The 22,706-nt window shown below is 39.0% G+C and carries 20 protein-coding genes; 9 read left to right on the top strand and 11 right to left on the bottom strand.

Annotated elements, in window-relative coordinates:
• Window positions 1-79 precede the first annotated feature (79 nt).
• From BSHG_RS06770 to BSHG_RS06780, 3 genes are all read left to right on the top strand, one after another.
• The gene (locus BSHG_RS06770; protein WP_005787699.1) at window positions 80-607 is read left to right on the top strand and encodes a hypothetical protein; all 528 of its coding nucleotides are present in this window, start codon (window positions 80-82) and stop codon (window positions 605-607) included.
• A gap of 548 nt (window positions 608-1,155) precedes the next feature.
• Window positions 1,156-1,593: a DoxX family protein gene (locus tag BSHG_RS06775; protein ID WP_005787693.1), complete on the top strand. Its 438-nt coding sequence runs from the start codon at window positions 1,156-1,158 to the stop codon at window positions 1,591-1,593.
• Window positions 1,594-1,714: 121 nt separating this feature from the next.
• The gene (locus tag BSHG_RS06780; protein WP_005787692.1) at window positions 1,715-2,269 is read left to right on the top strand and encodes a DUF3332 domain-containing protein; all 555 of its coding nucleotides are present in this window, start codon (window positions 1,715-1,717) and stop codon (window positions 2,267-2,269) included.
• 88 nt (window positions 2,270-2,357) lie between these two features.
• Here BSHG_RS06780 and BSHG_RS06785 read toward each other — a convergent pair whose 3' ends face one another.
• Both BSHG_RS06785 and BSHG_RS06790 read right to left on the bottom strand, forming a co-directional pair.
• Window positions 2,358-4,670, bottom strand: a complete 2,313-nt coding sequence (locus BSHG_RS06785; protein ID WP_008660243.1) for a BamA/TamA family outer membrane protein — start codon at window positions 4,668-4,670, stop codon at window positions 2,358-2,360.
• 121 nt (window positions 4,671-4,791) lie between these two features.
• Complete coding sequence (locus tag BSHG_RS06790; RefSeq protein WP_005787688.1) at window positions 4,792-5,304, bottom strand: energy transducer TonB; 513 nt, start codon at window positions 5,302-5,304, stop codon at window positions 4,792-4,794.
• 370 nt (window positions 5,305-5,674) lie between these two features.
• Here BSHG_RS06790 and BSHG_RS06795 point away from each other — a divergent pair, with 370 nt between their 5' ends.
• Window positions 5,675-6,436, top strand: coding sequence for a TrmH family RNA methyltransferase (locus BSHG_RS06795; protein WP_005787685.1), 762 nt, complete (start codon window positions 5,675-5,677; stop codon window positions 6,434-6,436).
• On the opposite strand, the gene BSHG_RS23550 is transcribed toward BSHG_RS06795, so the two are convergent.
• From BSHG_RS23550 to ileS, 5 genes are all read right to left on the bottom strand, one after another.
• Window positions 6,390-6,719, bottom strand: a complete 330-nt coding sequence (locus BSHG_RS23550; protein ID WP_005787682.1) for a hypothetical protein — start codon at window positions 6,717-6,719, stop codon at window positions 6,390-6,392. The two genes, BSHG_RS06795 and BSHG_RS23550, sit on opposite strands and share 47 nt — an antisense overlap.
• 8 nt (window positions 6,720-6,727) lie before the next feature.
• On the bottom strand, window positions 6,728-7,774 hold the full coding sequence (locus BSHG_RS06805; RefSeq protein WP_008660240.1) for a DUF4296 domain-containing protein: 1,047 nt from the start codon (window positions 7,772-7,774) through the stop codon (window positions 6,728-6,730).
• 10 nt (window positions 7,775-7,784) lie between these two features.
• Complete coding sequence (locus tag BSHG_RS06810; protein ID WP_005787678.1) at window positions 7,785-8,417, bottom strand: lipoprotein signal peptidase; 633 nt, start codon at window positions 8,415-8,417, stop codon at window positions 7,785-7,787.
• Between the two features lie 117 nt (window positions 8,418-8,534).
• The gene (locus BSHG_RS06815) at window positions 8,535-8,915 is read right to left on the bottom strand and encodes a TraR/DksA family transcriptional regulator (protein WP_005777736.1); all 381 of its coding nucleotides are present in this window, start codon (window positions 8,913-8,915) and stop codon (window positions 8,535-8,537) included.
• A gap of 34 nt (window positions 8,916-8,949) precedes the next feature.
• Window positions 8,950-12,375, bottom strand: coding sequence for an isoleucine--tRNA ligase (gene ileS, locus BSHG_RS06820; protein ID WP_005787674.1), 3,426 nt, complete (start codon window positions 12,373-12,375; stop codon window positions 8,950-8,952).
• A gap of 224 nt (window positions 12,376-12,599) precedes the next feature.
• Between ileS and BSHG_RS06825 the strand changes: the two genes are divergently transcribed.
• Window positions 12,600-13,649 carry a DUF2776 domain-containing protein gene (locus BSHG_RS06825; RefSeq protein WP_005787672.1) on the top strand — a complete coding sequence of 350 codons (1,050 nt, stop codon included), beginning with the start codon at window positions 12,600-12,602 and terminating at the stop codon, window positions 13,647-13,649.
• Window positions 13,650-13,783: 134 nt separating this feature from the next.
• Here BSHG_RS06825 and BSHG_RS23325 read toward each other — a convergent pair whose 3' ends face one another.
• Window positions 13,784-15,049: a S41 family peptidase gene (locus tag BSHG_RS23325; protein ID WP_008660233.1), complete on the bottom strand. Its 1,266-nt coding sequence runs from the start codon at window positions 15,047-15,049 to the stop codon at window positions 13,784-13,786.
• Between the two features lie 259 nt (window positions 15,050-15,308).
• Here BSHG_RS23325 and BSHG_RS06835 point away from each other — a divergent pair, with 259 nt between their 5' ends.
• From BSHG_RS06835 to BSHG_RS06845, 3 genes are read left to right on the top strand one after another with little or no spacing between them, the layout of a single operon-like run.
• Entirely contained in the window at window positions 15,309-16,196 is an 888-nt protein-coding gene (locus BSHG_RS06835; protein ID WP_008660232.1) for a cytochrome c biogenesis protein ResB, read from the top strand.
• Window positions 16,180-16,965: a cytochrome c biogenesis protein CcsA gene (gene ccsA, locus BSHG_RS06840; protein WP_005787665.1), complete on the top strand. Its 786-nt coding sequence runs from the start codon at window positions 16,180-16,182 to the stop codon at window positions 16,963-16,965. Before BSHG_RS06835 ends, ccsA begins: the two co-directional genes overlap by 17 nt.
• A gap of 15 nt (window positions 16,966-16,980) precedes the next feature.
• Entirely contained in the window at window positions 16,981-18,372 is a 1,392-nt protein-coding gene (locus BSHG_RS06845; RefSeq protein WP_005787662.1) for a cytochrome-c peroxidase, read from the top strand.
• A gap of 72 nt (window positions 18,373-18,444) precedes the next feature.
• On the opposite strand, the gene BSHG_RS06850 is transcribed toward BSHG_RS06845, so the two are convergent.
• The 3 genes from BSHG_RS06850 to BSHG_RS06860 form a co-directional block, all read right to left on the bottom strand.
• A complete protein-coding gene (locus BSHG_RS06850) occupies window positions 18,445-18,690 on the bottom strand; it encodes an RNA recognition motif domain-containing protein (RefSeq protein WP_005787659.1) in 246 nt (81 codons plus the stop codon).
• Window positions 18,691-18,900: 210 nt separating this feature from the next.
• Window positions 18,901-19,533 (bottom strand): peroxiredoxin, encoded by a 633-nt coding sequence (locus tag BSHG_RS06855; RefSeq protein ID WP_005787656.1) that lies wholly within the window; start codon window positions 19,531-19,533, stop codon window positions 18,901-18,903.
• 118 nt (window positions 19,534-19,651) lie between these two features.
• Window positions 19,652-21,190 carry a carbon-nitrogen hydrolase family protein gene (locus BSHG_RS06860; RefSeq protein ID WP_005787651.1) on the bottom strand — a complete coding sequence of 513 codons (1,539 nt, stop codon included), beginning with the start codon at window positions 21,188-21,190 and terminating at the stop codon, window positions 19,652-19,654.
• Window positions 21,191-21,295: 105 nt separating this feature from the next.
• On the opposite strand from BSHG_RS06860, the gene BSHG_RS06865 reads away from it, so the two are divergent.
• A complete protein-coding gene (locus tag BSHG_RS06865) occupies window positions 21,296-22,504 on the top strand; it encodes an ectonucleotide pyrophosphatase/phosphodiesterase (RefSeq protein ID WP_005787649.1) in 1,209 nt (402 codons plus the stop codon).
• Window positions 22,505-22,706 lie beyond the last annotated feature (202 nt).

Below are 22,706 nucleotides of genomic sequence, written 5' to 3'. Positions count from 1 at the left end.
TAACTCCAAAACTTACTATCTTTAGGAAATTGATTATTATTGGGGGCAATTAATAAGTCCTGGCCCACAGGCGAATGATATGAGAATACAATTTGAAATTAAAGAAAAATTACCTGATATTATCGGGGAAATTCTGAATTCCGAAAAATGGATGACCCTTATTAAGGAAGATATTTCGGGTAGGAAATTGGTTGTAATCCGTGATCAGGCATTCGATTCGGAGGCAACTGTGGAGATTTATTCTCGCGAAGTGACTATTAAGACAGCATGGTCCAGATACACTTATCGGCTGTTTGTTTTAGGAGACTGTGTATGGTGTGAGTATAATGGTGCTTATCGTGGATTATTAGAGCAAAAACTGTTACCATCTATCACCCCTAAAGAGAGTCTGTTGGATTCGGAAGTTCTGGACAGCTCATTGTATGGGCATGAAAAGAAGAAACTTCGGGAATATGCAGAAGATAATCTTAAACTGAAAAAATTCAGACGTGAGAATTTTAATGAAAATCGTACGGGGGTAGCTCCTTTTGATCATCCAAAGAAAGTATATGATGAATTCATTAAGGAAGACTACATTGCTCCTTCCTCGAAGGAGAATAATAAATAGAAATAATGAAAGGAGGACATACTATTGTATAGATCCTCCTTTATTTTTTTATAGATTCTACTCGATATCTTCCATTTCGGGTGCATCATGTATACTTTTTACGATAAATGTCCATATAATGAACAAAAAGAATAGATAGAAAAATAGATAGTCCATAGTTATTTTTTTTTATATTGTTGATATAACAGATCAGATATCAAAAAGATGCTCACATTATATTTTTTTTGCAATACCGATAAAAAATGCATTGCCTTTTTGAAGCAATGCATTTTCTTTGAAGTCAATATTTAATAAAACAGTTATTAATCATCGGAATAGCCATACTCTTTGAGAATATTTCTGCCTATTTCTTCAAGACAACTTTTCAAGAACTTCCATATTTCTTTCATGATTATATTCGCTAATGTTTATTGATATAACAAAAGTGATAATTTATGGGTCGGATATTATTCTTGTTTTTTTCAGATTTTATCGTTATTTGATTTGTATCAAGTAAACAATACAAAATTGCCAGTTGTTTATATTATAAAATCTAAAAATATAAACTTATGATTTACAAATTTTTATTTCCTCTAAAACCAGACAGTGCCGGAGCATCTCTATTCTTGTTGATTCTAAGAATTTCGTTTGGCCTGTTGTTGATGAATCATGGTATACAAAAGTGGAGCAATTTTCAGGAACTTTCCACATCCTTTCCTGATCCATTAGGGCTGGGTTCTCCCCTCTCTTTAGGATTGGCTGTTTTTGCAGAGTTGGCATGTTCAATGGCCTTTATTATAGGCTTCTTATATAGATTGGCTATGATTCCGATGATTTTTACTATGGTAATTGCATTCTTTGTTATTCATGCCAATGATATTTTTGCAATGAAAGAGCTGGCGTTAGTATATCTGATTATTTTTGTTTTGATGTATATTAGTGGTCCCGGGAAATATTCAGTTGATTATGTGATAGGACGACAACTCAAAAACAAACGAAAATTGTAAATGGAAAAGTAACCTAAATTTGTTCTCTTTGACTAAAAAGATTATATTTGCAGCATATAACTGGATCATTTTTATATAAATGATCTATAATATTAACGTAATAACAAATAATAAATTTAGTATGAAAAAGAACAGATTGACTTTGGTTGCTGCCATTTTTCTCAGTGGTACTATCCTATTTAGTTCATGTGTAGGATCATTCGGACTGTTTAATCGTATTTCTTCCTGGAACCAGTCTATTGGTACGAAATTTGTGAATGAACTTGTTTTTCTTGCTTTAAATATCGTTCCGGTATATGGTGTTGCTTATCTGGCGGACGCTTTGGTTATCAATTCTATTGAGTTCTGGAGTGGAACCAACCCGATGGCTAATGTAGGTGATGTTAAGAAAGTGAAAGGTGAGAATGGGGATTATTTAGTAAAGACTCTTGAAAATGGCTATTCTATCACTAAAGAAGGTGAAGATTCAGCTATGGAGTTGATTTATAATAAAGAAGCAAATACTTGGAATGTTGTTGCCGATGGAGTTAGCACAGAGCTATTGAAAATGAACAATGACGGTACTGCTGAAATGAACTTACCGAATGGAGATAAAATGAATGTAACTCTTGATGCACAAGGTATGATGGCTGCACGTCAGGCTACAATGGGTGGACTGCTCTTTGCTGCACGTTGATTATTGAAATAAATAAAATATAAAGATGAAACTTAAACTCTGAGAGTAAGTTTCATCTTTTTTGTATCTATCTCCCTGTAATGTATAACTAGAATGGATAGCCTACTGCAAAATGGAATGCGAAATCGCGGCTGAATCTAGGATGAATAATAGGATAGCGCTCTTTTGCTTTTTTATATTTAGGATTTATAGCTTTCATCCCCCCATCAAAGCGAAGTACAAAAAAGTCTAAGTCAAGTCTGAGCCCTAATCCATAAGCAACGGCAATCTGCTTATAAAACTTATCAAATTCAAAAACACCACCCGGCTGATTTTCATATTCGCGAATAGTCCATATATTTCCTGCATCGATAAATGCTGCTCCACGAAACTTCCAGAATAGACGAGTACGGTATTCGATACTTGCATCCAGTTTAATATCTCCGGATTGATTCATGAAATTCCCATCTCCGGCAAAGGATCCCGGTCCTAAATTGCGTACGGACCATCCTCTAACACTGTTTGCTCCTCCTGAAAAATATCTTTTTTCAAAAGGAACTACTTTGGCATTTCCATAAGGAACAGCGATTCCTATTCCGGCATGAAATGCAAGAGAATTACGATGGTCAATAATAATATTTTTGGCAAAATCAAAATCTCCTTTTAAATATTGTGCATATGGTATACCTAAAATAGCATATTCGCCATCTTTATTTTTTCTCATATTAATCATTTTCGAAATTCCGTAAAGAATATTACCTGCTGATTCGAAGCCAGCCCGTATAGAATAAGAATTAGTTGTAATTGTATTATTGACAAGAGCTCCACCCGCACTATTATAGCTATAATTGTATCCCATACGTACAATCAAACGATTTTCATAATTATATTTGAGAATATAATTATCTTTATCCTTATTAATATAATCTTCCTGGAATTGAGACGAAATCCAAGGCAGATAGAGATAACTGATATCCAACAAATCGATGCGATGCTGTATTTTCTGTTTTTGTATCCATTTATAGCTCCACGAAGCCGAGGCAATGGTACGTGAGAACTCCGGACGTAATTGATAATTATATTGCAAGCCGAATTCTGTAGTTGCTTTTATTCGTCGTTTAAAGTCAGACGTGAGAAAAGGAAACAAGAAATTGGGGAAATTAATGCTTGTTTCGACTCCGTATTCAGTATAGTTATGGTTTTTATAACCCGGTTGTAATCCCGAAATAGCCTCGTATGCTCCACGAAACTTTACCATGAAGGTTTCCGAGCCGCGGAATAAATTTCTATGTTGAAAAGAAACAGATGCGGCAGCTCCCAAATCTCCTGCAGAATTAGTGCCTTCCAGTTCAAAAGAGATAGATTTATGCTTGCTTTTAGTTAGCATGACATAACAATTTAATTGGGTGCTATCGCCATTTTGAGTTTCGAAAAAACGAATATTAGTATATTTGAGCGCCGATAGTCGTCCAAAGTAAGTATAAGTCTTCTGTACATTACGTTCGTCATATAAATCTCCGGATGCAAATCTCAGGTTATCCACTAACACTTTGGGACGTAAATATAGCTTGTCTTTATAGTAGATCGGAAATCCGTTATAATGCAAGGAATCGTTGATCTCAATGCTACTCAAAGCTGACGATTGCAGAACATCATAATCGGTAATGAAATTGATTTTGTTAATCTTATACTGAAAATGCTCTTTAGGAGTATCTCCGACATAAGTTTTATAAGGTAATAAGTGTAAAGTGAGATCCACTTGATGGGTATTGCGGGCAGTGTCAGCTGTATAAGTAATGTAATCCTTATTAAATTTATAATAACCGTTACATAATAGATAGTCTGTAATGCGCTGTCGTTCCGCATCGAGTACATTTACATCGAAAAGCATTCCTTCTCTTAACATTGATTGGGTAGAATCATTCCGAAGATATTCTGCTATTTTCTTATCAGAAATATCATATTTCAGTGTACGTACAATATAAGGTTTGCCTGAAGTGATTTCATAAAATAATTTTAGCTTTTTCTTTTTCGTTTTTGTAGTTCTTTTTACGCTAGCTCCCATATATCCTAAATTTTGCACTGCTTTAGCAATTTCTTCTTGAGAGCGTATAGCGTCGGATTCATTGTATATTACCGGAGCATCTCCTATTTTACGCAGGAATCGATTGAACCATTTTGTAGAATCCCGTCCGGACCAATTATATACATATAGCTGGGTTTTGATGGTACTGAACCATTTAGAATTAGGATTCTGGCGAACATAAAGTCGCATGTCCGAAGGTTTTATTTCTTTATTGTCAGTATGTATTTTTACCTCATCCAATAGATAAGAGCCATCCGGTACAAACTTAGTGGCAGAGCACGAAGCCAGTGACAAAGCAAGATAAAGAAGAATCGTGTAAAGAATCCCTTTCTTCATATACGGTTTTTAATAGATTATGCCAAACAAGATACAAATATAAACCATATTTTTCGTTTTGGGAAATAAAAATGCCGGAAGAGCTGAAAAGCATCTTCCGGCATTTTTATAGATGATTATATCATTTAAGTGTAAAACGGACTGGAAGTGTAAACCGTGAATTCACTTCCTGACCATTTTTTTGTTTTCCCGGAGTCCAGTCAGGCATTAAATTTATGATCCGTATGGCCTCTGCGTCAAGTGATGGAGATACACTTTTCACAACTTTCGGATCAATAATTTTACCATTTTTGGTAACAACAAACTGTATCACAACCTGACCTTCCTGCTTACTTTCAATAGCTTGTGCCGGATAAGTAATATTCTTGTAGAGAAACTCGAGACACGCTTTCATTCCTCCCGGAAATTCGGGAGCTGTGTTCACTATATCATATACCTGGTCTCCCAAGATAGATACACTATCCGGTACAGCTTCTTCTTTTGAAGTGACAGTGTCTTTCACTTCGGTAGTGGCCTGATCATTACTTGTTGTTTTGCTTCCACAATTGCTAAATAATAACAGCATGGCTACTGCCGACAAAAATATCAGGAATTTACTTTTCATAATTCTTTGAGTTCTTTTTTCGTTCAACATTTCAATTAGTTTTTAAAGGTAATACTTGAGTGAATATTTAAATTTGCTGCAGCCGTTCAATATATTCCAAGGATTCTGATATATACCTATTGTTTAAAGTTTTTCTATATTTAATAGAGGAGGAACTTTTTCTAAAAACAGTAAATTATAATTCTTTTCTTTTATTATATTTCATATATTATTCGTAAAAGGATTCTCTACTTTGTATATCAATATAATATCGTATAACAAATCTACTAAAATTAAGTAGATTATACGATTTTATCAATGTAAATATTGTTAATGGGAATGAAATTAATCCATAAAAGGAAGGTAAATATGATAGCTAATTAAGAATATCTTTATAGCTTTGCCATAAAATGAGATTTAGATGAGCATATTAAGTAAAAATAGAATAAAATATATTCGTTCGCTGGAATTAAAGAAAATCAGGAAAGAGGAAAAAGTTTTTTTAGCAGAAGGTCCGAAGCTTGTTGGTGATGTATTAGGATATTTCCCTTGTAAACTATTGATAGCAACATCTGATTGGCTTGAGGAACATCCTGCAGTTCAAGCAGCAGAAGTCATTGAAGTAACTTCAGAGGAGCTTTCCCGTACCAGTCTGTTGAAGACACCACAACAGGTATTAGCATTGTTTGAACAACCTGAATATGAAATCGATATGGAAGCTATCCGCAATTCTTTGTGTTTGGCTTTGGACGATATACAAGATCCTGGAAATCTTGGTACGATCATTCGTCTTGCCGATTGGTTCGGAATTGAGCACATTTTTTGTTCGCCCAACACAGTTGATGTGTTCAATCCCAAGACAATACAAGCCACAATGGGAGGAATTGCCAGAGTAAAAGTGTATTATACAGCTTTACCGGACTTGATGCATTCGTTAGGGAATGTACCTGTATATGGTACTCTTTTAGATGGGGAAAATATGTATGAACAACCCTTGTCGAAGAATGGAATTATAATAATGGGTAACGAAGGAAATGGTATCAGCCCTGAGATAGAGAAGCTGGTAAACCGTAAGTTATATATCCCTAACTATCCTGCAGAACGAGAGACTTCAGAATCACTAAATGTTGCTATTGCTACTGCAATTGTCTGTGCAGAGTTTCGGCGACAGGCTGCATTGTAACAAAATTGAAAGGATATAATAAATAAGCCCGCCATTTCATATCTATGGTAACTTTCGGAATATAAATACTTTGTTTTTCTATATTAGTAAAGTTAAACAAAGTATTTATATCTGATTCTTCTTGTGGAGTCAGTAGTATGACACCCGGAAACCATTCTACAGACTCTATTTCTTCGCTGAAAGGAAAGATATGACAAATATATCCTCCTTCTATTTCTATCGCATATTGCTTTAAAAATCCACTTCCCGGAACAAATAAATAATGTGCAGCAAAACGCTTCATATTCTCTCTTAATTATTCTGACGACGTAATGGCCTCCTTGGATTGGTCCTTTGTTGTCTTTCCAATTGCTGTTTCTCTTTTTCTATCTGCATCTCTTTTTCACGTTGTTCCGGTTTAATAGGCCGGACATCATTATTAGGACGATTCAGATCGTTCGGATTCGTACGTTGATGGGGTGATGATGCTTGAATAGTGTCTTTGGGAGTTTTCTTCTGAATAGAATCGTCTTTACTTTTTTCTTTTATTGAATCAGTTTTTAGAGAATCTCTACCTATCTGTGTTATTGAATCATTTGCATGATAACGGGTCAATGAAATATCACTGACCAGAAGTGTTATTGATTCCTCAGATAGCGGACAAAAGATAAATCCTTTTATCTCCTTGATATTCATTGTATCCGATTGGAGACGAATATTTTGAATGCCAGATTTAAAAATGTGCTTCACACAACTATGGGTCACTGTGTCGTTTTCATAAACAATCTGCATAGCCATTATTGGAGCCATTGTTGAATCAGGAATTTCACTCAGGAAGTTATATTGCATTTTCCAAAGCAACACATCGCGTTTTTTGAAGTTCGTATCAGAAGGTAGAGTGAACGTAAATTTATTGTTTAATGGAGCCTCTGTTAATTGAGCAATTCGCTGCCATGCCCAAACATCGATGCTGTCACCCGGAGCAGACATCTTAGGTTTATTGTCACGTAATGCAATCAGATGGTTGATGGCATTTTGCTGCGCTTTCAGTCTTTTGTTCACTTTCTCATAGATTTCCGATAATATTTTTGTATTTCGGGTATACCATACCATTGATGAGTCGAAAACTTCTTCTGTCGTACCATACTTTTTGAATACTGCTTCGACGTACAATGCCTTTTTATAGTTCTCACCACCGGGCATGTTCTCTCCCATCGCTTTGGCAATGTGATAATCGTATAATAAATTTTCCATCTCCGATTCTGATATGACGCTGTCCGGCCTTTTCACCTTACAAGCAGATACAATCAGTACCAAAAGACAAATACAACATAATTGAAATCGGAAAAACTTTTTCATTACCTGTTTTTTACTTTTTAGTCACAGAATGATGATATGAATCATTCAGGTATTTGCTGTAGAATAGTAATAAGGCAATAATTCCGCAACTAATGGCGGCATCTGCAAAATTAAAGATCGGACTGAAGAAAATAAAATGTTCTCCTCCGACAAAAGGCATCCATGTCGGCCAGTTGGTATCAATGATCGGGAAATAGAACATATCGACAACTTTACCATAAAACCAAGTAGAATAACCGCCGCCATCAGGCATGAAACTGGCTATTTGTGAATGTGTACTTTCGTTGAAGATGACTCCATAGAATACACTGTCGATGATATTACCCAATGCACCGGTTAGAATTAATGATACACAGATAATATATCCGGTCTTTAATCCTCTTTTTACAATTTTGTATAGATACCATCCTATTAATCCTACTGCAACGATTCGGAATGTAGTTAAAAAGAGTTTCCCAAAAAGCTCCATTCCAAACGCCATACCATTATTTTCAGTGAAATAGATATAAAACCAATCCGTAATGCGAATACTTTCATGCCAATACATGTGAGTTTTGATCCAAATCTTTATGACCTGATCAATAATCAAGACAGAAAAAATGACGAGTATAGCGATTTGTCCTTTCGTGAGTAGTTTTTTCATCTTTGTTAAGCTATCAGTTATACAAGTTACGAGCTACCAATGACAATCAAAAAGAGGAACACAATATAGTTGTGTGAAACCCTTGTTTCTTGTAACAGGTAGCTCGTAGCCTACTATTTATTTCTTTCCACTGTTCTTTGCTTCGATGCTCAGTGTAGCATGAGGCACAGCACGCAGACGCTCTGCAGGAATTAACTTTCCAGTTTCGCGGCAGATGCCATACGTCTTATTCTCGATACGTACCAAAGCAGCTTGCAAGCCTTGAATAAACTTCAACTGGCGTTGTGCCAAACGTGTGGTTTCTTCTTTTGACAACGTATTCGCTCCTTCTTCCAAAACCTTATATGTAGGAGACGTGTCATCTGTATCGTTTCCGTCCAGTCCCATTAGACTTAGTTTTAACTGTTCATAGTCACGTTGTGCTAATTCCAGTTTTTCATTAATGATGGCGCGGAATTCTTCCAGTTCCGCATCCGAATATCTTGTCTTTTCTGCCATAACTTTTACTGTTTATAGATTATTAGTATTAGAATTATTCTTTCACTACATTCACAAACAAAGAGAAGTCGTCGAAATTCAATTCTGTTCCGTCTTTTACTTCATCTGCTAAAGTAAGGGATGTACCCAAAACTTGGTTACAAATATAACTATTATATTCATTTACCGCATCATCAGTCTGCGGATTTTTAGATAATGTTAATTTTATTTTGTCTGTAATCTCGAAACCGCTTGATTTACGGATATTTTGAATGCGATTTACCAATTCACGAGCAATTCCTTCACGACGGAGTTCGTCTGTCACGGTAACCTCAAGTGCAACAGTCAGTTTCCCTTCATTGGCAACCAACCATCCCGGAATATCTTCACTGAAGATTTCCACATCCGCCGATTCTATCACAGCTTCTGCTCCGCCCAAATCAAAGGTGTACTTACCATTCTTTTCAAGTTCTGCAATAGCTTCTTGTGACATTTCTGCTACAGCAGCTGCTACAGCTTTCATTTGTTTTCCAAATTTTGGTCCTAGTTTTTTGAAGTCACACTTCACTTTTTTCACCAGAACACCTGCCGCACCATCCACAAACTTGATCTCTTTTACGTTCACTTCGCTCATGATTAATGCTTTCACGGCTTCGATATGCGCTTTTTGAACTTCATCTACCACGGGAATCATAATACACTGCAATGGCTGGCGAACCTTAATGTTTACTTTACGGCGTAATGCCAGCACCATGGAAGTGACATCTTGTGCCATTTGCATTTGTGCTTCCAGTTCTTTATCAACCATTTTCTCATTGTATTCCGGGAATTTGGCAAGATGGACAGATACAACGTTATCACGGCCTGTTACTCCGATCAAATCACTGTACAAGCGGTCTGCATAGAATGGAGCGATAGGTGCCATCAGTTTGGCTACAGTCTCCAAACATGTATACAGAGTCTGATATGCAGAGAGCTTATCTTGAGTGAATCCACCACCCCAGAAACGTTTACGGTTCAGGCGAACATACCAGTTAGACAGATTATCATTTACAAAATCTGAAATTAAACGTCCGGCTTTAGTCGGTTCATATTCATTGTAGCAAGTATCTACCTCTTTTACTAATGTATTCAAGACGGATAGAATCCATCGGTCAATTTCCGGACGCTCATTCATCGGAAGATCGGCTTCCTTGTATTCAAAACCGTCTACATTGGCATACAGGGCAAAGAAAGAATAAGTATTGTATAACGTTCCGAAGAATTTACGGCGTACCTCTTCAATGCCATCAACATCAAACTTCAGGTTGTCCCATGGAGAAGAGTTAGTGATCATATACCAGCGTAACGGATCAGAGCCATATTGTTCAATAGTAGAGAATGGGTCAACAGCATTACCTAAACGTTTAGACATCTTGTTGCCATTTTTATCTAATACTAATCCATTGGAAATAACAGCCTTATAAGAGACGCTATCGAATACCATTGTTGCAATGGCATGTAAAGTAAAGAACCATCCGCGAGTCTGGTCTACTCCTTCCGCTATAAAATCGGCCGGGTATACCTGATGACTATCCAACAATTCTTTATTTTCAAATGGATAATGAATCTGGGCATACGGCATTGCGCCCGAATCAAACCATACGTCGATCAAGTCTGCTTCACGTTTCATCGGCTTCCCGTCCTTTGAGACAAGGATAATATCGTCTACATAAGGGCGATGAAGATCTATCTTATTATAATTCTCTTCATTATATTCACCCGGTACGAAACCTTTATCTTTATAAGGATTCGACTGCATATATCCTGCAGCGACTGATTTTTCTATTTCATTATATAGCTCTTCAACCGACTCGATACATTTTTCGTCACTGTTATCTTCTGTTCGCCAAATCGGTAATGGAGTACCCCAATAACGAGAACGGCTTAAGTTCCAGTCATTCAGGTTTTCCAGCCATTTTCCAAAACGACCGGTTCCGGTAGACTCCGGTTTCCAGTTAATAGTCTTATTCAATTCTATCATTCGTTCTTTGCAAGCTGTAGAACGAATAAACCAGCTGTCCAGCGGATAATATAGTACCGGTTTATCTGTACGCCAGCAATGGGGATAATTATGCACATGCTTCTCTATTTTGAAAGCTTGATTATTAACCTTCATCATCATACAGATACTTACATCCAATGACTCATCCTGATCGGACAGATTTGGATCATATGCATTCTTCACAAAGCGGCCAGCATACTCTTTATATAAATCTACGTTAACGCGCTGTTTTATAAAGTCTTCATCCAATTCATCTAAAGTATAGAATTTACCGGTCAAATCTACCATCGGACGAAGTTCTCCCTTTTTATTAACCAACTGTAGCGGAGGTATGCCGGCAGCTTTTGCTACTTGGGCGTCATCGGCACCAAATGTAGGTGCAATATGTACGATACCTGTACCGTCTTCCGTCGTTACATAATCGCCCAAAATTACTCTGAAAGCACCTTCGCCCGGATTTACCCACGGAATTAATTGCTCGTATTCCATGCCTACTAAATCAGGACCTTTATATTCAGCTATCACTTTGAAAGGAACCAACTTATCACCTGCCTTATAATCTTCCAGCTTCAGTTCGGCTGCTTTCGGATTAAAATGTGCATTCAATAACGCCTTTGCCAATACCACCGTGATGGGTTGTCCTGTATATGCGTTATATGATTGAACTGCTACATAATCAATTTTAGGGCCGACACAGAGTGCGGTATTTGAAGGTAATGTCCATGGAGTAGTGGTCCATGCCAGGAAATAAGGAGTGCCCCATTGTGCCATTTCCGGTTTGGGGTTCTTCATTTTGAATTGTGCCACTACTGTTGTATCTTTCACGTCCCGATAACATCCCGGTTGATTCAGTTCGTGTGAACTTAATCCGGTTCCTGCTGCCGGAGAATAGGGTTGGATGGTGTATCCTTTATACAGTAATCCTTTTTTATACAATTGTTTTAGCAACCACCACAAGGTTTCGATGTAACGATTATCATATGTAATGTATGGATGCTTCATATCCACCCAATAGCCCATTTTGTGAGTCAGGTCTTCCCATTCCTTTGTAAACTTCATCACATCCTGACGACAGTGAGCATTGTATTCGGCTACTGAAATTGTTTTTCCTATATCCTCTTTTGTGATTCCCAAAGACTTTTCAACCCCCAACTCAACAGGAAGTCCGTGTGTGTCCCAACCGGCTTTACGTTTCACCTGATAGCCCTTCATCGTTTTGTAACGACAGAAAATATCTTTGATAGAACGAGCCATTACGTGGTGAATACCCGGCATACCGTTAGCTGATGGAGGTCCTTCAAAAAATACAAACGAAGGACAGCCTTCACGTTCTGTCATACTCTTGGCGAAAACTTGGTTTTCGTCCCATTTTTTCAACACGTCCTTATTCACCTTCGAAAGGTCGAACTGCGAATATTCGGCAAATTTCTTGCTCATGGCTATATTTACAATTTTACTATATTACAATTTAAGATTGGGATACCCTCCCTATTTTAAGGGTGCAAATGTACAAAAACATTCGTTTTCATACAAGAAAAGGCTTTTTAATTTCAGTATGATAGAAAAGGCTATCTTGTGAAAAGAGTGTAAAAAGTAGTAAGGGGGGTGAAACAAAAAACTACATGTCTTGTTTATCAGTGAAATTTTAAAACCTATATGTTATGAATTACGGTATAAGTGTATTGTTCAGAGCAATTCCCTTGGCAATGGCTCTGTTTTGTTTTGGCTACGGGGCGTTTATCAGTGCATATGGCGATGACTCTAACCGACTAGTAGCAGGTCCGGTAGTTTTTTCATTAGGTATGATTTGCATTGCATTATTTGCAACAGCCGCTACTATTATCCGGCAAATCATACATACTTACGGGCGAGGTTCTTTATATGCATTGCCTATTATCGGTTATCTGGCTGCTGTTGTCACAATTATTGGCGGAATTTGCATGTTTACCCGATCTACCTCTACCTCCTCTTTCGTAGCTGGACATGTAGTTGCCGGAGTGGGACTGATAACTACTTGTGTAGCAACCGCAGCAACATCTTCTACCCGTTTTTCATTGATTCCTGCCAATTCAAAAATGATTGGTAACGGTATTCCTGAAGGAGCGTTTACCAAGGGCCAAGAGCGTATATTAAAAACAATAGCTATCACTATATCGTTGATTGCCTGGATCTGGGCTTTCGTTTTATTAGCCAAGAGTGATGTACATCCTGCTTATTTCGTAGCAGGGCATGTGATGGTAGGTTTAGCTTGCATTTGCACAAGCCTGATTGCTTTGGTTGCTACTATTGCCCGTCAAATCAGAAATGTGTATACGGATAGAGAACGTAAAAGATGGCCAAAACTCGTATTGTTGATGGGAACCGTTTCGCTTCTTTGGGGACTGTTTGTTATTTTTTCCGATTCAAGCACCACTAACGGAGTAATCGGATACATCATGATTGGGCTTGGGCTGGTTTGTTACAGCATTTCAAGTAAAGTAATTCTGCTGGCGAAAATTTGGGGAAGAGAATTTGCTTTGGCCAACCGCATCCCTTTGATTCCGGTATTGACGGCGTTGGCCTGTTTGTTTCTGGCTTCTTTCGTTTTTGAATTGGGTACGACGCATGATGATTATTTTATCCCTGCACGCGTATTAGCCGGTTTGGGTGCCATTTGCTTCACTCTCTTTTCAATTGTCAGTATTCTTGAGAGTGGAACATCTTCAAAATAAATATAAGGATATCAAAACTCACCGCAGAGGACACGGAGTAACACAGAATCGATTTCAAATTGTTGATTATTAATAAAAAAAAGGTTCTGTGATACTCCTTGTTACTCCGTGGTGAAAAGAGTTTTGATACCCTCTTATTCATAAAATTTATTGAGTGAGATATAATATTCTAATCGGGAATTGGGTAATGTGAATGACATGTAATTGCCAAAATATACAGTTGGGCAGCCGGTTTCGCCAAGAACTTTTCCTGCATGAGATTTTTTAATGGCAGATGCAAATGTCGAGGCTCCGGAATAAGTGGATTCATTTACCAATACTGTAACTGATCCTTTATAAATGTCTGCTTTGTCCCGGTTTCCCTCTACGAAAGAATCCCGAATAGCAAATAAAGAACCGTCAGGTAAATTTTTGATCTCTTCATAGGTTTCCGGATGTTTTTGCTCATTGTACCGTTTTGAGTACGAACTGATTTTTAAATCAGTTTTGATATATAATGTATAAGCATCATGCGATAAGTATGACAGAAGCATGTCAACTCCGGCACTTGACCCTCCTTTGTTATTCCTGACATCTATAACCAAATTGGGTACATGTTCTCTGTTAATCACCGAAAAGACTGAGTCACAAAATTGTTTTAGTTGTGGTAATTGATATAAGTTCATTATTTGCAGAGTAGCAGTCTGTTTATCCGAACTTAGAGTATAAACAAATTGTGGCAGACTTTTGCCAAGTCGTGCTTTTAAAACAGGGAAGGCATCTGCTTGACTGATACCATTCAATGATTCTTTCCAGATCTTTTTTCCTCTTTTAATTGTAAAATCATATTTTTCACCCCAATTATATTTATACCATAGCAAAGTAGAAAGATAACTGGTCAATTGATTTTCCTTAATAGCGTTTCCTTTTTCAGCTCCCAGTAAGAGATACAATTGGCTTAATATGGTTTGACTATTTATATTATTCATACATATTATTTCATCATTTTCCTGTATTGAACAGGATATTAGAGGAAAATCAACCAATATCTTATTCTCTACTATTTTTAAGCGTAGAGGCAGAGTCAGCCCTCCATTATTCAAATAGTCAATTCTGTCTTGAGTAGCAGGAATTGTGAAATTAGTATGACCATCTTTAACAGATGCAACAAATGGAGAGACTATAAAGTAAAAATCAGAAAGGTTTCGTTCTTTATTCAACGAACTATATATTGAATCATGTTTCTTTTCAAATTCTTTTTGTGTTTGATACAGAAATAAGTCCGGATGTACCTGATGTAGTAAGCTATATAAGGTGTCAAAATCTTCCTTTTGCTGGCGGGAGGTTAGTATCTGAGCATTTATTGGGATACTGAGATTACATAAAATAATTGTCATCAGAATTAAAGATGGAGTTTTCATGTTTTGCCGTTTTAAAATTAGACATTGGTGATTAAAGCTATTTAGTGAATGCTAATATAGATAATCTTTTTGGAAAACTACTTTATTCTAAGTACTAGTTTATATTTTATATTCCAGTCATCCCCAGCCGATATTATGAATAGTAGTGTGCCTTTCTAATTTAAATCTACTTCAAAATTGTATTTAATACAAATTAATAGCCCTTTTATACGTTTATTGGCATATTTTTACTTACTTTGCACCATATAAAGGCACAACTATGCACAAAAAACTATTAGTGACTGCATATTTTGTAATAGCAGCATTGTTGCAAACTCTGGCAGGCAATTTCCCCTTATCTTTTTTTGCATTCCCTCTGAATGTGATTGTAGCAGTTATATGGATTTATTCGTTATGGCGTCTCTATAAAGAAGGGAATAAGTTGCCATTAACCCGTTTTCTGTTATCTTCCCGAACAAGTGTTCTATCGATCCTATTATTAATAGGTGGCAGTCTGGTTATCGGCTTGTTTCCTCAGTTATCGGAAGCAGAAGCAGATTCCACTCCAGGGGTTTTAGCTTCGTTGGGATGCTATAATTTCATGATTTCCTGGATATTCATTGCCATTCTTTTCCTTTTATTGAGTAATTTGGCAATGGTGATTATTCATGCTTTTTATCATTGTGTGCCGGCAAAGAAGCGTTTTATCCTGAACCATTTGGGATTATGGCTCGCTTTATTTGCCGGATTTTTCGGTAGCAGTGATGTTCAGACTTTACGCATCCCGCTTTATGCCGGACAACCGGGACGCGAAGCTTATAGTATGGATGGGAAAGCCTATTATCTGGATTATGAACTGGAACTCTATTCTTTCAATACAGAATATTATCCGAACGGGATGCCTTCGCGTTTTGCTGCAGATGTGCGTATTGGAAACCGGAGAACTACACTTGAAGTAAATCATCCCCACAGTTACCGTTTGGGAGAAGACATTTACCTGACCGGATATGATACACACAACATGGGAAATACCCAGTATTGTATCCTTCAAATAGTTCGTCAACCTTGGAAATATGTTATGGTAGTTGGCATTTTGATGATATTGACAGGAGCTGTTTTGTTATTTATTAATGGTCCTAAAAAGCTGAAACATGATAACCTGGGATAACTTCTATTTGTTCGCAGTCGCTTCAATCTGTCTTTGGTTGACAGGAGCTATATTTGCACTTCGTTCGTCAGTACGAAGTAGAATGGCTGTTGTGCTCACTATAGCAGGCATCACCTGCTTGGGAATATTCATTGCCGGGCTGTGGATATCTCTGCAACGTCCCCCACTCCGCACTATGGGCGAGACCCGTTTATGGTACTCTTTCTTTATGGGTATTGCCGGGTTATTGACTTATATTCGTTGGAAATATCGATGGATACTTTCTTTCTCCACCTTATTGTCCACTGTCTTTGTAATAATCAATCTGCTGAAACCGGAGATACATGACCAGTCGCTTATGCCGGCTTTGCAAAGTATTTGGTTTATTCCCCATGTCACCGTCTATATGTTCTCCTATTCCGTATTGGGATGTGCTTTCATCATAGCCCTCTGCGGTCTTGTCCATCACAAAGAAGAGTACCTGGTGACAGCAGACAATCTGGTCTATTCCGGAGTGGCGTTTTTGTCAATCGGAATGCTTCTCGGGTCTTTGTGGGCTAAGGAGGCATGGGGTAATTATTGGAGTTGGGACCCCAAAGAAACCTGGGCGGTAGTAACCTGGATGGGATACCTATTATATATACATCTGCGTTTGCGAAGGAAGTTTCGCAAAAAGATGCTGTACGTCATACTGATTTTCTCCTTTCTGGCATTGCAGATGTGCTGGTATGGAGTGAATTATTTGCCTTCGGCTCAACAAAGTGTACATTTATACAATCGTAATAATTAACTTAAAGAATGCACAATGAAGAAAAGTACAAAATTTATCATCGCATTGCTTGTGACAGTCGGGGCACTGGCTATCACTTACCGCGTTGTAAACCAAGCACCATCGAAAGATCTTGCTGCTGATGCTCAGATGCAGGAAATCATTACTTCGGGGGGATGTTTACAATGTCATTCGGGTAGTCCGGACCTTCCTTTCTATGCCAACTGGCCCGTTGCAAGCGGAATGGTACAGAAAGACGTAACGCAAGGTTATCGTGCTTTCGACATGACCGAAATGGCTGAAGCTCTGAAAGCCGGTAAGCCTGTCGGAAAAGTAGCACTTGCTAAAGTCGAAAAAGTAATCATGGACGGAACGATGCCCAAACATGCTTATTACATGGTACATTGGGGATCGAGCGTAACAGATGCCAAGAAGGAAATGGCTATGGCATGGGTTAAACAACATCGCTTGGCACATTATGCTAACGGACTGGCTGCCGCCGAGTTTGCCAATGAACCGATACGTCCCATCGCAGATTCTATTCCTGTGGATATGCGTAAAGTCATCTTGGGAGATATGCTCTATCATGACACTCGCCTTTCGGCCGATAACACCGTTTCATGTGCTTCGTGTCACGGATTGAATACCGGTGGTGTGGACAATAAGCAATATTCGGAAGGTGTAGGCGGACAGTTCGGAGGCGTAAATGCTCCGACAGTGTATAACGCCGCTTACAATTTCGTCCAGTTCTGGGATGGACGTGCCGGAACACTTGCCGAGCAGGCTGCCGGACCTCCTTTGAATCCGGTCGAGATGGCCTGTCAGTCATTTGATGAAATCATTGCGAAACTGGAGCAGGATGCAAACTTTACCAAAGCCTTTTTGGCTGTATATCCCGATGGTTATTCCGAACAGAATATCACGAATGCGATCGAGGAGTTTGAAAAGACACTGCTTACTCCGAATTCCCGTTTCGACCTTTATCTGAAAGGTGAAAAGACTGCCATTAACGATATAGAGCTGGCCGGATACGAATTGTTTAAGAAATACGATTGTGCTACATGTCATGTCGGTGAGACACTGGGCGGCCAGTCTTACGAACTGATGGGCGTGAAGAGAGACTACTTCGCAGATCGGGGCATTGAATTGACAGAAGAAGATAACGGACGTTTCAAACAAACCCGGAACGAACGTGACAAACATCGCTTTAAAGTGCCCGGTTTGAGAAACATTGCCCTGACGGCTCCTTACTTCCATGACGGCAGTATGAAAACAATGAAAGAGGCTGTAGATTACATGGCCAAATATCAGATGGATCTGAATCTTTCGGAAGATGAACTGAATAAAATCGTTGCTTTTCTGGAGACACTGACCGGGGAGTACAAAGGTAAGCCCCTGACCAACGATAATCAGACCAAAGCATTATAACCTCTCTCAGGTAGATATAAGAAAAGGATACTCTTTACAGGGTATCCTTTTTAGTTTTATGTTATAAATGGATTAGTTACGAGGCAGAGCTTCTTTAACAACCATCTGACGGCCTTCGTATTCAGCTCCGTTCAACTCAGAGATCACATTTTTTGCTTCATCGTCGTTCGGCATTTCAACGAATGCGAATCCTTTTGATTTGCGAGTCTCGCGATCGATGATCAGTTTTACTGAATCAACTGTTCCGTACTCTTCCATTACTTGTCTCAAATCTGCTTCCTTAACACGATAGCTAAGGTTTCCAATGTACATGTTCATAAAATAAAAAAAATAAAAATTGATAAATAAATTTAGAAACAACAGAAGTTTGAGATTAGATCTGGATTCAACTGATTCAGTAGAAAATAGAGTAAAATAAAACAATCAATTGTTTTCGTTGGTAAAGTACGTCATAATATTTGGATTATCAACTATAAAAGGGCATTTATTTTTCAATAAACGCCCTTTTCTTTTACAGATGTATCTCTGTTAATGCTTACTCAGATAGTTGGCTACTCCGTCTTCGGTAGCTTTCATGGCGTCTTTGCCTTTCGACCAATTGGCCGGACAAACCTCACCATACTCTTCAAAATGTTGTAAAGCGTCTACCATGCGCAATACTTCATCCACGTTACGTCCCAGCGGCAAGTCGTTGATGACGCAATGTCTTACTACGCCCTCCTTGTCGATCAGGAACAGACCACGGAAAGCTACCGGTGTCCCTTCGCATACCCAATTGCCATTTTCATCGGGGGCATAGCTTCCGGCCAGCACTCCATAACTCTCAGAGATTGACTTAGAAAAGTCGGATACAATAGGATACTTCACGCCCTGGATACCTCCTTCGTTCTTGGGCATCTGCAACCAAGAGAAGTGAGAATATTCAGAGTCGACCGAACAACCTACCACAGCGACATCACGTTTTTCAAACTCTTCGAGCTTTTCCTGAAATGCGTGCAGTTCGGTGGGGCATACAAAAGTGAAGTCCATCGGGTAGAAGAAGAATACTACGTATTTTTTCCCTTTATACTGATCCAACGAAAAGTTCTGAACGATTTCATGCCCATTGATTACAGCCGTGGCATCGAATTTCGGCGCTTGTTTTCCAATTAATGATCTCATAATTCTCTTATTTTAGAAGTTATTAAATGATTCATTTCGGAAACAAAGCTATCAGAATCTTTGTTTACTGCCAAAGTTTAATGATATATAATATCTATTGGTTAATAGACAAAATCTATTAAGGCTTCTTGAAGCGCACTTCATATACATCATTTCTCCTGTCCTTCAGGTTGCGAACGCTGCCGTAAGTGTGCAGTTCGTTCAATAAGTCGAGATCTACATCCGAAACCAGGATCATTTCTGTATTCGGAGTTGCTTCGGCACGCTTTCCGTCTGTCGGAAAAGCGAAATCGCAAGGTGTGAATACTCCCGACTGAGCATATTGAATATCCATATTGTGCACACGGGGAAGATTGCCTACACTGCCGGCTATTACCACAAAGCATTCGTTCTCAATGGCACGTGCCTGTGCGCAGACCCGAACACGCGAATAAGCATTTTGTGTATCGGTGAGAAACGGTACAAACAGAATCTGCATTCCCTGGTCGGCCATCAGACGGGAGAGTTCCGGAAATTCCACATCATAACAGATCAGTATGCCTATCTTTGCACAGTCCGTATCGAATGTTTTAAGCTGTTTGCCGCCGCTCAGTCCCCAACTCTTTATCTCGTCCGGGGTGACATGGAGCTTTTCGTACATTTCGTAAGTTCCGTCGCGTCGGCAAAGAAATCCGGCATTGTACAGCAATCCGTCTTCTTTGATCAACGGCATACTTCCTGTGATGATATTGATGTTGTAGCTGATTGCCAGATTAATGAAGCGATCGCGGATTTCTTCGGTATATTGGGCCAGCCCGCGGATGGCCTGTGATTCGCCTTTGTCATTGTACTTTGACATCAACGGTGCATTAAAGTATTCGGGGAAAAGCACAAAATCACTCTTATAGTCGGATACCGCATCTACAAAAAATTCTACCTGTTCGAAGAGATCGTCCAAGGTCTTATAACTACGCATCTGCCACTGCACCAATCCTACACGGACCGTTGTTTTGGGGGCCAGATATTCTTGCGTAGGCGGCTGATAGTAAATGTTGTCCCATTGCAAGAGACAGGCGTAGTGTTTTGATTCTTCATCGTTCGGCAAATAATTGGTCATCACCTTGCGTACGTGAAAATCATTGGAGAGTTGAAAAGTGAGCACCGGATCATAAATTTCGCGCTGACGAACACGGTCGATGTACTCTTTGGGACGCATCTTGTCGGCATACTTATGGTAATTCGGGATGCGACCGCCAAACATAATCGCTTTCAGATTCAGCGTTTCGCAAAGTTCTTTGCGATATTCGTACATGCGCCGAGCTAGTCGTAACCCGCGATATTCGGGATGGATAAAGACCTCGATGCCATATAAGATATTCCCTTGGGGAGAATGGGTATTGAAAGTCTCCTTCCCCGTGACCTGGGCATAGGTATGATCGTTTTTCACTTTATCATATTCTACAATGATAGAGAGTGCACAGCCGACTATCTTTTCGTCGACCACAGTAACAATTTGTCCTTCGGGGAAAATTTTAATTAGTTTCTCAATCTGCTCGTGTGTCCAGAACACATCGCTTCCGTCCGAATATACACGTGTAAACGATTGGGATAATTGAGCGTAATCTTCAATCTGGAGGTTACGGATCTGTACCTTATTGATTTTATGAGGATAATCCATAGTAACTTGTATTAAAAAAACATTGCAAAGGTAAGCTTTATCTTTATAACCGGACAGCTTTCATATAATTTTATACCTTTGCATTTCATAACAACTATCAAGAGTATGCGTAAATTTATTATTTCTTTCTGCTGCTATGTCTTCTTTATTTTTACTTTGGCAGCGCAGGACAAGGCTCCGCATTACACCGTAATTGTTTCATTGGATGCCTTCCGCTGGGATTATCCGGCAATGTATGATACCCCTAACCTGAACCAGATGGCCCGCGAGGGAGTAAAGGCGACCATGCTTCCCTCCTATCCGGCGTCTACTTTCCCCAACCACTATACATTGGCTACGGGATTGGTGCCTGACCACAACGGTATTATCAACAACACTTTCTGGGATGTAAAACGTCGTCGCCAATACTCTATGGGAGATCCCGCCACGCGAAACAATCCTGACTACTATCTGGGTGAACCGATCTGGATTACGGCACAAAAGCAGGGAGTGAAGACAGGAAACGTTTATTGGGTTGGTTCGGATATTGCCATCAAAGGCGGTTATCCTACTTACTACCGGGAATATGCCGAGAAACCTCGTCTTACTTTTGAACAGCGGGTGGATTCGACCATCGCTCTTCTGGAAAAGCCGGAAGCGGAACGTCCCCGTCTCGTTATGCTTTACTTTGAAGAGCCGGATGGCGTGACCCATCATCACGGCCCCCGCAGTGTAGAAGCTGCTGCCATTATACACCGTATGGATAGTTTAGTCGGAATGTTGCGGCAGGGAATTGCATCGCTTCCTTTCGGTAAGGATGTCAACCTGATTGTCACCGCCGATCATGGAATGACCGAGATCAGTGACGACCGCGTGGTAGACATGAATAAGTATCTGCGTCCGGAATGGTGTGAGGCTGTGGATGGACGGACTCCGACTTCTATCTTCACAAAACCGGAATATCGCGACTCGGTATACAATGCCTTGAAAGATGTACCCCATATTCATGTGTGGAAAAAGGAGGAGATTCCTGCCGAATTAAACTATGGAAGCAGTGACCGTATCGGTGATATTGTAGTGGCTCCCGAGTTAGGATGGCAATTTACCGATGTACCACGTGCCTTGAAAGGTGCTCATGGATATTTTCCGCAAAGTCCGGATATGCAGGTAATGTTTCGTGCCTGTGGGCCCGACTTTAAGGCAGGGTATGAATCGAAGGGATTTGTCAATGTGGATATCTACCCGCTGTTGGCCCATTTATTGAAAATTACTCCGGAGAAGACAGATGGACAGTTCGAAAGAATAAAAGACATTCTGAAAGATGTGTCTTTTTGATAATTTATTGCGTGTAAAATCGCATCTTTCCGTCCATCGGGCAAGATGACTAAAAAAATCGTCTGCAATTTGAATCAGCGTTTTTAAAAAGGAAATCCATCTATATGTATTTACTGAAATATATATAGGTGGATTCTCTTTTTAATATCTCTATGATAAATAAATAGGGTAAACAGTTATCATTCTTCTATTTTGTTTATAT

This window comes from Bacteroides sp. 3_2_5, from assembly GCF_000159855.2.
Taxonomy (GTDB): Bacteria; Bacteroidota; Bacteroidia; order Bacteroidales; family Bacteroidaceae; genus Bacteroides; species Bacteroides fragilis.
Note: the sequence above shows the minus strand (reverse complement) of the source record. Positions and strands in the feature narration are given on the sequence as shown.